We start from the raw sequence: 14,303 nt of genomic DNA, 5'->3' as shown, positions 1-14,303 counted from the left end.
TCGCTATCCCACCTTCCAGCCCTCATCCACCAAATTAACGGCCTGCATACGCGGATTTATGCCCTGGGATGGCCCTTATGGGCAGGTTTGGGATGCACTTAGACGTTTTCTTTGATTGTCCCACAGCCCATCACATTACCCCGCTCCAAATTTTTCCATGTTTAAAGCACATTGGCTTAACACCAACCGCGACCCCTAACGCCCCATATTAAAATAAACAAAGACCAAGCCCGTAGGGCAGCGAACCTGGGGGTAAGCAAGCATTTTTGGATTCAACCCGTTTTCGCGGGTTACCTGCACGCGGCGATAGACTTAGATTTTATCCTGCAGCACCTTATAACCGTCATTCACACACATCGTAAATGCAACACACCGATATCAATCCAACGCAAACTAGATTCCAATCCGCGTCTTATCGAGACACCTCATTCTCCTTCAACAACGGCAACTTCAATTTCCTCGCCTGCCGGTTATACATCAACGTAGCAATATCCTCATCCTCGATAGGATACCGCGCGCCAACATATTTCACAATATTTCCCGAAGCATCCTTCACCGGCACGATAGAAGCATCCACCCAATAGACACTACCGTCTTTCGCCTTGTTTTTAATGATCCCCCGGAACACACCGCCTTTTTTCAACGTATCCCAAAATTCCTTGAACAACTCCTTCGGCATATCCGGGTGACGCAAAATGCTATGCGGCTTCCCGATCAATTCTTCCCTGGAATATTTCGAGACCGCACACAACTTATCATTCACAAAAGTGATATTCCCAAACAGGTCCGCCTCCGAAAGAATGGTCGTTACCCCAAACACATTTTCACGCACCTCCAACGACTGCCGCATAGCCGTATTCTCGTTTCGTGCCATCATCAACGCCGTCACATCTTTGGCATAGCAGGCGATGGCATAGATCTTTCCCTCCGCATCGCGGATGGGGGAGTAGTGATTCATATAATAAGACTCCACCCCGTTGGTCATAAACCTATCCGATACCTCAAAATGTTCACCCGCCAGGGCGCGATCATAATACGCCTTTTGCTGTGCCTGCTGCACCGTGTCGTGGGCAAACAGCGAAAGCATTTCAAAACCCTTGCCCGCCTTTAGCCCCATGGCCTCCAGCGCGCCGCTGAACACTTTGTTGGAGCCGATGATCCGGTAGTCCTTGTCCATCGTGAAAATGGAATCGTTCGTGGCGTTCAATACTTCCAGCAGATACTTCTCCTTGTTTTGCACTTCGGTGAGCACGCGCTGCATTTCTTCCTGCGTCGCCGAAAGCTCCTCCATGTTTTGGCGGAGTTCTTCCTCCTGCGCTTTCAGCTCTTCGGTTTGCTGCTGGGCGGCATCCCGGGCGCGGGTGATCTCCGTGACATCTTTCACAAAAACGGCGGCGGCAATGATCTCCCCCTGGTCGTTGTGAATGGGACTGTAGGTAACGATGTAGTATGCCTCCATGCCCTGGAACTTATAATGGTCCGAAACATCGAAGGTCTCACCGTCGAAAACGCGTTTGTAGAGATTCTTATAGCGGGTCTTTTCTTCCTGCGTGGCAAACAAATTGGAAATGTCGAAACCCTTGTCGATATCCAGACCCGATCCCGAATAGGTGGCTCTGAACACCCGGTTGCAATTGATCACCTTCATGTTCCGGTCCACGGTGAGGATGGAGTCTTTGGAGGCATTGATCAGGTCGGTCATGTATTTTTCCTTGCCCTGCATCTCTTTCATCACGCGATGCATTTCCTCTTGTGTGGCCGAGAGCTCTTCCATGTTCTGACGCATCTCTTCTTCCTGCGACCGCATTTGTTCGGCTTGCGCCTGGCTCTCTTGCAACAGCTTCTGTGTGCTCGAGCTCACTTTGGCCGCCGAGATGGTGGAAGCGATACTTTCCCCGAGGCGCTCCACGAATTCGATCTGGTAGGTTTTGATCTCGTTGAACGACGCAATCTCCACGAGACCAAACACACGTTCCTCGATCTTCAAGGGCACGATCAGCAAATTGCGGGGAAGCCCTTCGCCCAGCCCCGACGTGATGCGGATGTAGTTCTTGGGGATATCTTTCAGGTAGGTCGTTCTTTTTTCCAGCGCCACTTGTCCGATGATGCCTTCTCCCAATTCAAACCGTTGGGTGAGGAACTTCTGACGGTTGTAGGCATAGCATGCCGCCATCTCCAGGTAAACGTCTTTCTTATCGTCGTCATTCAGGATATAGAGGGCACCCTGGTTGGCATTCAGGTATTTCACCAGTTGGCTGATGATGTCGTTCGACAGTTGGGTGATGTCATTATTCTTGGAACGCAGGATGTCCACAAACTTGGCCAGCCCTTCCGACACCCAGTTGCGTTGCCGCTCTTCGGCCGAAAACTTTTTCATCTGGTCGCGCATGCTCACCAGCGACGAGGCCAACGCATTTTCGCCATCCGCTTCCGTGCCCGAATCATACGGAATGTCAAGATTTCCCTGCTCAATGGCCTTCACAAATTCTGTGGCCCCCGAAACCTGGAGCTTGTAGTTTGAAAGTTGTTGATGGAAGGCGTGCAGTTGATCCTTTTTGATAAACGAATACGGAAAAGCTTTCATGACGACATGAGTTTTCGCAACGTTACCGACACAGGCAGAGGTGAAGAATTTGCATTGAGCAACCGGGCGTATCCGATGAGCGAGCGGCAAGAAACAGCAGGCGAGTGGAGGGTTTGGGCGAATGCTAAAAACCGGAAGGTTTACACGAACGGCATAGACCTTCTGATATTTTTTATCTACTCCGAGACGCACCGCCAATCCACTCTCTAAAAAAAATGCAAACAGCAGCCGAACCGGAATGACGAGTTCAGTCTGGGATGGACGTTGAAAGCTGAAATCCCGACCGAACGGTGTGAAACCTTACAAGATTTTCATGTAAGAGAAAAATACCTCCCCACCACAAACTGAAATCCCATTGCAGTAGACCAACCTAGTTTTGCCCCATTCTTAACCACGAACAACTGACTACTGGCTACTTACTACTGAACACTAACTACTATTTATGAAATCCCTCTTCGTTCTCCTTACCCTTTGTGCCGCCGTACTCTTCTCCGCCTGCACCGAACCCAAGATCATCATCATCCAATGCAACGTCTGCACACCCGACGACACCCCGTCCGGCGATCTGCGTCCGCCCATTGACCTTTTTATGCACGCCACTGTCGACGGAAAGCTTTGGATTGCTAATGTCGACAACACTGCATTAAGCACTCCATTGAGTAGTGGAAGTGAAATCGTGGTCATGGATACGGCCCGCACCTCCCAAATTACACTCCGTCTTCCGAAAGATCCCGTGATCGGACAAGTTTATCAACTCACATCTCCCGGTCAGCGCGGTGGATCCAGCGCTTTTTACACACCCAATCCTTCCAGCACCGTCCCTGCATACTATGAATCAACTGCGGGCACCATCACCATCAAAGGGATCAATTGGGATCTCGGAATAATCGGAGGAACGTTCAACTTCACGGGCACCGACGCCCAAACCCGTAAGCAGATCAATATTTCCAACGGGATCTTTAAACTGGCCATGCGCTAAGCGGCCCGGAGCAACGGCGCGTTCAATCCCGCGCAAGATGCCTTCCATTCGATACAAAAATAACTTTCGTCCCGAATGGAAGGACCCACACGGCGCCTATTTCATATTCACGCGAATACCTTGCGAATGGCTGCTGAATTCCGGCGCATACATGCATTGTATCGTCGTGATCCCATTCGAAAAGTCACCCTTCTGCGATACGCGCAGCGCATATTCAAACACATAGGTGCCTTTCGGCAGATAGCCGATAAAGAAGTTTGTGGCCAGGTCGCGCGGACTCTCATAATAATACAAGCCATCCTGGTAGCGATAGGTCGACAGCGTAGCCACAGGCTCGAAACCGGCGGCGCGCATGTCTTTGAGATGAACGTATTCCATATCGCGATCCACATGAAGTTCGATCCGCACCTTCACGAGGTCACCCACCTGCAAAAGCGTCTTGTCGTTCACTGGCGTGATCACTGGACCGCGGTCCGTGTTTTGCTGGAGGAACAGGTCCTTCTTCAGCTTCAGCGGCGTTTCGGCCGGTGTGATCTTATCGAGTTGCTCGAAGTATTGCCAGTAGGCCGCGCCCCACGCCACGCCGTCGTCTGACTTGGTGACGGTGATGTTACCCATGCCGTTGGTGATCTCGCCGGCTTGCCAGGCGGTCTTGAAATAACCGGTGCCAGCTTCCAGCTTGGCGTCGTCGCGTTTCGTGGGGTCCACCACTTTGTTGTCTACTTTCACTTCTACTAATTGTGTACTAGCCAACAGATCGGTGCCGCGGCGCAACAGCGCATAGCAGGCTTCGGAGGTGGCCTTGGTTGTTTTCCAGTCCTGAGTTTGTTTCTGTTTGAGCAACCACACTTTCAAGTCTTCCACCGATTTGATATCGGCGGCCACTTCATCATACACTTCGATCATCAGCGCCTGGGTTTCGATGGGCGCCTGGTACCAGTAGTAACCGCGGTCGCTCTTCCAATACATGCCCATCTCTTCTGAGCGCAGGGCGCGTTCCGAAAAAGATTTGATCATGCCGGCCGGTGTCACCTTGTCGCCGGAGCGGTGCAGGGCAAGGGCCAGCATGCCTTGCATGTACAGGTTTTGCGACAGCCAATATTTCTTGGCTTGGCCGGTATAATACCGGAAGGCTTCCTGTGCGTGCGAAGAGATCTTCACATCTTTAAAGTAACTGCGCGTGTACAGGTAGTGCACTTGCAGATAACCCAGGTTATTGTCTTCTAGCTTCGCTTCCTTGCGTCTGACGCGTCGCTTGAGGTCTTCATAGTCGTCGGCCAATTTGTTATCCATATATTCCAGCGCCTGCGTGGCCATTTGCCAGGTGCGGTTGTCTGTGCGTATGGATTTAACACCCAATGCATCCAGGTGGCCCAGTCCGCTCACGATGTGTTGGGTCATGTAGCGGTCTTCGGGGAAACCGGGGAACCACGTAAACCCACCGTTGGGCGTTTGGGCTTTGGCCACTTTGTCGAGCGCGCGGTCTTGTTCGTTGGCCATGCGGTTCAAGTCAAACAACAGGCCCACGTTGCGTTTGCGTTCGGTTTCATTTTGTGCTTGCAACACCCAAGGGGTTTCTTCCAGCAAGGCCGACTTCAGCTCCTGGTTCTTTTCCAGGTTCGAAAGCAACGCATCGGGCTGAACATTCTTCCAGGTCTCGAACACCTGGCGGATGCGCGGGTGGCTGTTCGCCACGTGCGATGCGATGCTATTGGCATAGAAACGGCTGAACGTCTGCTCTACGCACTCGTAGGGATATTCCATGAGGTAGGGCAGGGCTTGGATGGCGTACCACGCAGGGTTGGAGGTGAACTCCAGTGTAAACTGCTGATGTTTCAGCGTGCTGGAATTGTTCGCCAACAATTTTTCGAAACGGAAGGTCTTGCTTTGTTTGCCTCGGATGGGCAGCGGCAAGCTTTCCGTCACCAGCATGCGGTTGGTCACCACCGGCACCGTCATCTCTTCGCCGTCGGAGAAATTGCCCGCCTTGGCCACAACACGATAGGAGAGGGCCTGCAATCCTTCGGGGATCTCGATGCTCCATTCCACGGCCGTGCTTTGGCGCGCGCCGATTGAAAAGCTCTTCGAGGCGTTGATATTTTTCATTTGTGCGTCGACGGGCTTGCCAGTAAGCGCGTCGCGGAACTCGAGCTGAGCCTGGCCGGTCAACGCCTGGTCTACCAGGCTGCTGATCTTTACAGAGAACGTCATCTTATCGCCTTCGCGGAAGAAGCGGGGAGCGTTGGGCACGACCATCAGGTCTTTTTGTGTCACCAGGTGATTGGTGGCAAAGCCATATTTCAAATCCTGTGTATGCGCAAAGCCTAACATCTTCCAACGGGTCAAAGCTTCGGGAACGGTGAAGTTCACGATGATCTCGCCCGCTTCGTTGGTTTGCAAGTGGGGGAAGAAGAATGCGGTTTCGTTGAAGTTAGTGCGGACCTTTACATCGGAGAGATCTTCGGGTGCTTTTTGTGCCTGCGCTTTCTTAGGGTCTTCAGGTTTTGCGCCTGCTGTGTCCAACGTCGCCTTGTCTTGGTTCAGCATCAATTCTCCCTCCGCCTTCTTGGAACTTTCTTTTTCTTCCATAGGAGCCGCCATCGACAAAGCCATCCCCGGAGCAGCGCCTCCGGCCCTATACCGGGCAGTCCTCACCACGTGGCGGCCATACGTATAGTATCCAAACCAATTGAGCGCATCATAACTGACTCCCGACGGATAACGCACATGCGGAGGATTCCAGTACTCTGAGCGCCCCGTCAGTTCACGTTGTAAAAATCCACGCTCGCTCTTCCAGGACAATTGCGCATAAGTAGACGAATAAAAATCAGCGAACCAGTCATGGAATCTGAATACGTCCAAAGACTCATCATACAAAGTGGCCACCATCTCCGCCGCGATCTTGTCGGCGTTCTTTCCTTTCACACGGATCTTCCACTGTTCTTGTTGGCCGGGAAGCAACTTGTCGCGGAAGGTCTCGAACGAAACGTCCAGCATCTTGTTGGTGTAGGGGACCTCCACCGTAAAGTTCTCGGTGTATAACCGGTTGTTCTTCACAAAAGTGTAATGCACACCCAGATTGCCCCGGTGTTCTTCTTTCACGGCGATCTCAAAAATGCGTTGCTCTTTGCTCAACGTCACCCATTCCTGCGAAAGCAGTTTGCCATCATACTCCACTTCATAGAGCACCCGTATTTTTTCTTCCGACGTTCCCGCCGCAAAACTGGCCTTCTCCCCGGGTTCGGCTTTCAGTTTCACCGGTTGGAAATAATGTACCTGGGGAACCGCCACCGTTTTTGCCTGTGGTGCAAACACGGAGAAATAGCTCACTTCCTTCACGGGCTGCCCAAACTTGTCGGTTGACGTGATCTCCAGCACGTACTGGCCCTCCTTCCATTGGTGCAGGTTTTGGATGGTGAATGTCTTTTGTTTTTCCGTATCAAACTTCAAGGCAAATACGTCCGTGCCGCGTTCCCATTTGAAGTGATTGGATTCGTCGGCATACAGATCATAAGGGAACAGTTTGTAATATTCTTCCTGCGTATAGAGGTGCCGGTCGCTCTGTTCCCAGAAGCGCGGGCGGAAAGTTTTCGCCGGAGCCTTCAAGGCATAGATATGAATATCACCTTTCGCAGCTTCGGGTTGACCGGACAGGTTGTTGGCCTGGATGGAAAACTCTTGCTTCATTTGTGTTGTGTTGCTCTTGTCCAGGTTGGGCATGGCCACATTCACGACCAGGGCTTTATAGCCGACTTCAACCGTGGTGGACGAGCTATGGGTTTCGCCGTTGATATCCGTTACATCGGCATACACCGTGTAGCTGAAGGTGGGATCCGAAGCCTTGTCGACCGTTCCATCGGGAAGGGCCGTGAAGTCGATGCTGAATTTTCCATTGGCGTCGGTCTGCGTGTCGCCGTGCTTGATCTCTACCTCCGGGGAAGTAGGATAGTAGCCCCACCGGCACCACCACCAGAAGGGAAAGCGCGCCACGCGCACCACGCGGTAGTGTACTTTCGCACCATCGATGTTCGCACCGGAATAAGCGCGCGCAAAACCAACCGTGTTCACCGTATCCGCCAACCGGAACGTACCTTTCACCGGGTCAAAGCCCACTTCGAATTTGGGACGTTTATATTCTTCTACTGAAAAGTCAATGCTGCTGTTGTTGGATTGATCCACCAATTGCATATTCCCCATCAGACCACTGGCCGGCGCAGTAAACGTGCCGCTAAAGGTGCCGTAAGCGTTGGTCACCACGCTCACGTCGGCGCGTTGTTCGCCGTTCACGTCGTAGAGTGCAATGGTGCTGTGATGATCTTTGCGGATCTGCGACGTACGCCCATCGGTGTCCACCACCAACCCCTTGAAGTAAACGGTTTGCCCCGGCCGGTAAATGGCCCGGTCCAGGAAGAAAAAGGTTTGGATGTGGTGCTCGCGTTCGCCGTGTATGTATTGCGGGATGCCACCATAGTAATACTCATCGCCGTCGATGGCCCGCGTGCTGTTCACGTCGTTTTGATAGGTGAACAGCACCGAGAAATTTCTCCGGCTTTCGTCCTGGAAGAAAGGCACTTTAAAGAAACCCCGCGCATCGCTGGTAAGGGTGGTCACGACCTTCGTTTCGTATTTGTTTGAGCGATAGTTATAGTTGCTCACCAATACACTGGCCGTTACCCCGGCCAGGGGTTCGCCCGATTGCCGGTGAAGTACAAAGAAATCGGTCGAGCCATCGGCGTTGTTCCGGTGTACATAGCTGATGTTGGTCACGGAAGTGAACGCATAGGCCAGACCGTTGTGCTCCGTCGCGAAATCGGCCAGGTTGCTGAACACGATCATATATTCCCCCACGGGCACACCCTCCAGTTTCACTTCCAGGCTGTGCAATTGATAGTCGCCGTCGTCGGGCAGCGTGAACGATCCTGACTTCACTACAGGTTGCGCCAGGAAGTATTGTAAAAACTTTTGCTCCCGTTTGTCATAGTCCACCTTGTCCAGGCTCTTGCGTTGTGCCGCTACGGTTTGGCGGGTGGTCTTGATGATGCGGTAGTATAGCGACGTGAAGTTTTTATATTCAATGCGGCTGCGGAAAGGTTGGTCCGGTAAATTGTTTTCCTCCACCACGGCCGAGATGGATTTCTGACGGAGTTCTTCCTGTAAATTTTCACATTGTATAGCACCTTCCGATTTGGGAAATCTTTTTAAGGCACCGTCACAAATGGCATAGGCAGTCTTCAGATCCTGCTTGTGCTCGTCCGACTGCAGCGGTTTATACAGCCGGCTCGCCTCCACATAGGTCTGAGCAATCGCATAGGTCACCCGTGTTGAGATGGGATGGACGATGACCTCTTGCTCCAATTGTTCCAGCGCTTTGCGGTACAATTCATTTTTGGTGGAAAGCGTGAAATTATTTTTCACCAGGAACAGGCGTTGCAAGTCCACGTCCACCAGCGCCGAAGGGTCCTTGTCGGGCAAGTGAAAGCGGATGAGTTCCTGGAGCAACACCAGTGCCTGGAATTTCATCGACAACGTGTCCTGCGACCGGATCGACAGCGTGGCAAAGGTTTTGGCGGTGGACAGGTAAGCTTCCTGGTCCAGGGCGAACGCATCGGCGGGACGCGTAATGTTGGCTTCGTCGCCGGAGAAGAATTGGATGGCTCTTTGGGCGAGGAAGTCATAGAGCGTGGGGCGATAGGTTCGTCCCGCATCGTTGCCGCGCTGGATCACTTCCGGGAAGATCTCGATGGTGGCTGCCTTGCTTTTGCCGGCGTCCTCCAGCGAAAGTTTGTAGTGATGGAACGTGGCCGCTACGATCTTGTCGAGGCTCCAGGTGGTCACATCATTGTTATCTACGTTCACCGTCTGACTGCGTTGGTTAAAGCGCCAGCGGTTTTGTTGGTAGTAGTTCCAATACATTTCCCCCAGCATGGTGTGCAGGATGGGTTTCACCGGGTACGTTGCGGTGCGGGCTTCGGCTTCCACCACAGCCAGGTTCTTTGCAAATTCGTCTTCCTCTTCATACTCGGTAAACTTCAGTTTGTGCACAACGGCTTTTACCAGCTGCGGGGCGTTTGCGTCTTTTTTGGCTTGCGCATAGATGGTGTTCACAACGGTTAGCGCGGATTGGGGCAATCCTTTACTCTCGAAATCGGCGACCTCTTTCCAGGCCTTTTCATAATTGAAGGGTGTCATGGGAACGGATTTAGTTTGTGCCAGGGCAATGTTTAAGATCAAGCTCAAGGCTACAATTCGCGCTAGGAAGTTCATGTCCGGATATTTTTTGAAGTGTCAACGCACAATAGATGCCAGGATCGCAAAAATCCATAGTGGTCCTGCTGGATTTCTTTTGACGGGGCATCAAGGCCTAAAAATAACGCATCAACGGCAATAAAGCGCTTTGCGTCAGCGATTAACCAACAACGACATCACTCAAAAAATGAAGGAATAAAGCGGTTCTGGAAAAACGGCCAGAAACATCCGGAATGACAGTTAACGGGAATTGACAGCTATCGGCTCGGCGGTAAAATTATAAAATACCGCGATGAGTCAAACGCAACGGAAAAAAAATAGTTACACACCACGGCCGCATCCGGCGTTGCGAGGTTTTTATTTCCCTGAAAAAAGCTGTAACCTCGTGACCGTGTTGGAGCAATAGCAGGACCGATAGAAAAATTTATTTTTCCCGACCTAAACCGCATCTCAAATAACTATGTTCCTTGGATTTTACACGCCCGTCTTGCTGCTGCAGGGGTTCTGTTTGTATCACGCCTACCGAAGCAACTCCGAACAACGCTGGTACTGGCTCATCATTTTCTTCCCCGCCGTAGGCTGCGCCATCTACCTCTATCACAATTTCTATAACCGCCGCAACATCCAATCCATCGCCGAAAGCGTAAAAACGGTCACCAACAGCAACTACCGCCTCGAACAACTCGAAAAGGCCGTACGCTTCAACAACAGCCTCGCCAACAAAACCATGCTGGCCGACGCCTACCTGCACCTGGGCCGCCCCAAGGAGGCCATCAACCTCTACATCGACTGCCTCCAGGGCTTCATGGCCGACGACCCCATCCTCCGCATGAAACTTCTCCAGGCCTATTACCTCGATGGCAACCACGACGCCGTGACCGACATCGGCAGCCGCCTGGCCAGCGAAAAAACCTTCCGCGACTCCGAAGAAGGCATCGCCTACGCCTGGTCGCTCCACCAACTCGGCCGGACCGACGAAGCCCAGGCCCAGTTCGAAGTCATGGACCGCACCTTCACCAACTACAAACAACGCCTGGAGTACTGCAAATTCATGCGGGTCACTAACCAGCAGGAAGCGCTTAATCAAAAGCTCGTCGAGCTCCTCGAAGAGATCGCCCACATGACCAGCACGGAGCGCCGCATTAAACGCGACGTCATTCGTGAGATCAAAGATATGAATGCTACGGTTAGTGCCTGAGGGGAGTAGCCAGTAGTCAGTAGCCAGTAGTCAGTAGCCAGTAGGTGATGATCAAATAGTCAATAGAGGGTGATCAATATTCAATAGGTGAGGTTCAGATGCAATAGAGAACAAAATACAAATCTTCAGCGCTCGTGGATTTTGAAATTGGCTACTGACTACTGGCTACTGATTCCCGCTAATCCCAATGAATAGCATAAGGCTTCAACGCCACCACCCTGTCATTAATATGAACCGTTTGTTCCTCCGCCGTATAATTCCAAACAACCATACGACTATCCTCAAAAACAAAACCGTCCACCTTTAGCGGCTGTGTGGAATACGACGAAAGCACATTGCGCGGCAATGCCAACAATTTTCGCAACGTATCACCTACCGGATAGGGCGCGCCATCCGCAGAAACAATGCCTTGTGGTCCGTGTGTTTGATAGTAGGTTACTCCCGAAGCGCCTGCCTCGGTCAGATGCTTGATGCTTCCCAACGTCCACACCGCACAGAAGGGTGTGGATTGGCGTGGATCGGTGCGGTCCGTTTCGCTCATGGTGATATTTTTCGGATCCGACGCATACGGATTAAAGCGTTTTTTCAACGTGATAGGAGAGATGTGCACGGCGTGATCGGGATAGAGGGCCTGGGCACTAAAGATCACATCTTCTTGCGCACCGAGATTTTCGATCAGCGACAGATCGTCAATGGCATGTTCTTGTGGATGCGCGGCAAAGGAAACAAAGTCCACCGCTGTTGCATCAATGTGCCGCTGGTTCAGTTGTTGAAAGTTGTAGTTCGTGCCCGCGCCAAAATGTGTTTTTGGAAAATGTGTTTTCAATGACGATGCCTGATCAATGATGGCCTGCGGTGTCACGGCGTCGCTGTCGCCCAGCAGCAACACCCGTTTCAAACTCAGCCGGTTTTGAAGACAGAGCTGTGTAAACGCGTCGAGCTCCAGTTTATAATCCGCCGAAAGATGCAACGCCACTTCCGGTGCCAACTGCAACTCCGAAGCCGCCACGCAGGCTTCGGAAAATCCCGTCACCCAATCATGTCCCAAGGGCCGCACATCGATCCTGAAATGCGACAACCCCATCTCGCGGATCACGCGCCCAATCGCGGGAGAGACCTGCACATTCGACGCTGCACCCACGCCAATCTCCGGCACCGTAACGCGATCTTTATTAACCAGGATCCGGATCCGCCCCTCATCCGCCACCATCGGCGGCAAGGCTGGAGGCATGAACGTGATCTTCTGATGCACGCGATCGCCCTTCTTCAGCGACACGGGAAAGGGGAGGTTGGAAGGGGTACAGAAAGTTTTGAACGAAGCATCCGTCCAGTTGCGCTGGTCTTCGGTTTCAAACACGTCGCCTTCGAAAGCCAGCGTATACCAGTCACCCAACGTCTGCCAGCGAAGCCCTTTCATGTCTTTGAAAGGATTCACCGGGTCCACGTTCACGGGAAATGCCGAGCGTGTGGTGTCGCCGTTGGTGTGCAATGCTTCTGCCGGCTGGCCCAGCGTCGTGTCCGGCGGATGCAGCACGCAGAAACCGGCGCGGTTTTTCAACTGGTCGGCCAACGCCTCACCCGAAATCTCGAAAGTAATAGATCCATCGCGCCGGCCTTCCAATACCGCGTGCCACCGGAACACGGTGTTGCCGTTTTTAACATTGACACAATCGTAGGCGATGCGAAACAAATCGGGGCCTACGTCGCGCACTTCGTTTTGGATCTGTTTGTCCAGGGTGGTCCAGTTCTCATCCCGCAAGGCGAAGTAGACCATGCGCAAGATCTCGTGGCTCCCCAGTTGCAGGTGGCGCAAAAAACCGTTTTCATATCCCACCTGCCATTGTCCTGCGCGAAGTCGTTCCATGCCGTCAAAAAATTTCGTTAAAGATAACAAGACACCTTTCCCGATTCCCTGCTTTTTCGAACTTTCACAGATTTCTCCGCCCGGCGGGTTGCCATACTTTTCAAATTTCCCTATCTAGGGTCGTCGAACCTTTTTAAGACCCTTTCCCCGTGAGCACCACCGCCAAAACGATCCTGAAAAGCCTCACCTTCTGGGTATTGCTCTCCATCGCCGCCGGCATTGTCATCGGCGTGGCCGACCCCGAACGGGCCGTGCAAATGGAATTCCTCGGCAAAGGCTTCATCAGCGTCGTCAAGCTCTTCATCAACCCCATCATCTTCCTCACCATCACCCTGGGCATCGCCGCCATGGGCGACCTCAAAAAAGTAGGGAAGACGGGCGGCAAAGCCCTTATCTATTTCGAGGTCGTCACCAGCTTTGCCCTCCTCATCGGCGTAGCCGTAGCCTATGTCATCCAACCCGGTTCCGGCGTAGACACGTCGCGGGCCAGCGGCGCCGAAATCGGCAAATACGTCACCGGCGCCCAGCAATTCAGTTGGCTGCACTTTTTCCAGGATAACCTGACGTTGCAGGTGTTGGTGGTTTCGATCGTGGTGGGTTCGCTTGTCAGCTTGTTTGATAAACAACATCGTGTTGTTAAGCCGCTCGCATTTATTTCTAAATATGTATTCAAGGCTTTGCACATCGTCATGTATGCCGCGCCCATCGGCGCTTTTGGTGGCATGGCTTATACGGTTGGCAAGTTTGGTCCTTCGGCGTTGGTGTCGCTTGCTAAACTCATGGCTGCGGTCTACACAACGATGGCCATCTTTGTGTTCATTGTGTTGGGTGCTATTCTTTGGATGTATCGCATTCGTATCCTTGACTTTTTAAAATACATTAAAGAAGAACTGCTCATTGTCCTCGGCACTTCATCGAGTGAGGCGGCGTTGCCTTCGCTTATGGAGAAGCTGGAACGCATGGGATGTGCTAAACCCATCGTGGGGCTTACCGTTCCTGCGGGCTATTCATTTAATCTGGATGGCACTACGATCTACTTGTCGATGGCGTGTATCTTTCTCGCGCAGGCTTACAACGTGCACCTGAGCATGGATAAGATCCTTACGTTGATTGGTATTTTGTTGGTGACATCGAAGGGAGCGGCAGGCGTGACGGGGAGCGGGTTCATTGTGTTGGCCACAACGTTGCAGGCGGTGAAGTCTATTCCGATCGAGGGGCTTGCTTTGCTGATTGGGGTGGACCGGTTTATGTCGGAGGCGCGGGCGATTACGAATATGATTGGGAATGGGGTAGCTACGGTGTGGCTTTCGAATAATGAGAAGGCGTTTGATCGTGAGAAGATGTTGGAGGCTTTTCAGAAGGCGCCTGCTAGTTTAGAGGCCACTCCGACAATATCAGAAGAGCGTAAGTAATTTGGCGGCCCCCCTCGGAG

6 protein-coding genes are annotated in these 14,303 nt (G+C 52.4%); 3 read left to right on the top strand and 3 right to left on the bottom strand.

What is annotated here, in order from left to right; genetic code table 11:
- Window positions 1-412 precede the first annotated feature (412 nt).
- A complete protein-coding gene (locus D4L85_RS28710) occupies window positions 413-2,584 on the bottom strand; it encodes a PAS domain-containing protein (RefSeq protein ID WP_119757534.1) in 2,172 nt (723 codons plus the stop codon).
- A gap of 442 nt (window positions 2,585-3,026) precedes the next feature.
- Here D4L85_RS28710 and D4L85_RS28700 point away from each other — a divergent pair, with 442 nt between their 5' ends.
- Entirely contained in the window at window positions 3,027-3,563 is a 537-nt protein-coding gene (locus D4L85_RS28700; RefSeq protein ID WP_119757532.1) for a DUF6252 domain-containing protein, read from the top strand.
- A gap of 96 nt (window positions 3,564-3,659) precedes the next feature.
- Here D4L85_RS28700 and D4L85_RS28695 read toward each other — a convergent pair whose 3' ends face one another.
- Complete coding sequence (locus D4L85_RS28695) at window positions 3,660-9,827, bottom strand: alpha-2-macroglobulin family protein (protein WP_119757531.1); 6,168 nt, start codon at window positions 9,825-9,827, stop codon at window positions 3,660-3,662.
- A 442-nt stretch (window positions 9,828-10,269) separates the two neighbouring features.
- On the opposite strand from D4L85_RS28695, the gene D4L85_RS28690 reads away from it, so the two are divergent.
- Entirely contained in the window at window positions 10,270-11,007 is a 738-nt protein-coding gene (locus D4L85_RS28690) for a tetratricopeptide repeat protein (RefSeq protein WP_119757530.1), read from the top strand.
- 178 nt (window positions 11,008-11,185) lie between these two features.
- Here D4L85_RS28690 and D4L85_RS28685 read toward each other — a convergent pair whose 3' ends face one another.
- The gene (locus tag D4L85_RS28685) at window positions 11,186-12,871 is read right to left on the bottom strand and encodes a D-apionate lactonase family protein (protein WP_119757529.1); all 1,686 of its coding nucleotides are present in this window, start codon (window positions 12,869-12,871) and stop codon (window positions 11,186-11,188) included.
- Between the two features lie 149 nt (window positions 12,872-13,020).
- On the opposite strand from D4L85_RS28685, the gene D4L85_RS28680 reads away from it, so the two are divergent.
- Window positions 13,021-14,283, top strand: coding sequence for a cation:dicarboxylate symporter family transporter (locus tag D4L85_RS28680; RefSeq protein WP_119757528.1), 1,263 nt, complete (start codon window positions 13,021-13,023; stop codon window positions 14,281-14,283).
- The last annotated feature ends 20 nt before the right edge of the window (window positions 14,284-14,303 follow it).

This window comes from Chryseolinea soli, assembly GCF_003589925.1.
Classification (GTDB): Bacteria; Bacteroidota; Bacteroidia; order Cytophagales; family Cyclobacteriaceae; genus Chryseolinea; species Chryseolinea soli.
The sequence above is the reverse complement of the archived record's forward strand: the minus strand, read 5'-3'. Positions and strand labels throughout refer to the sequence as shown.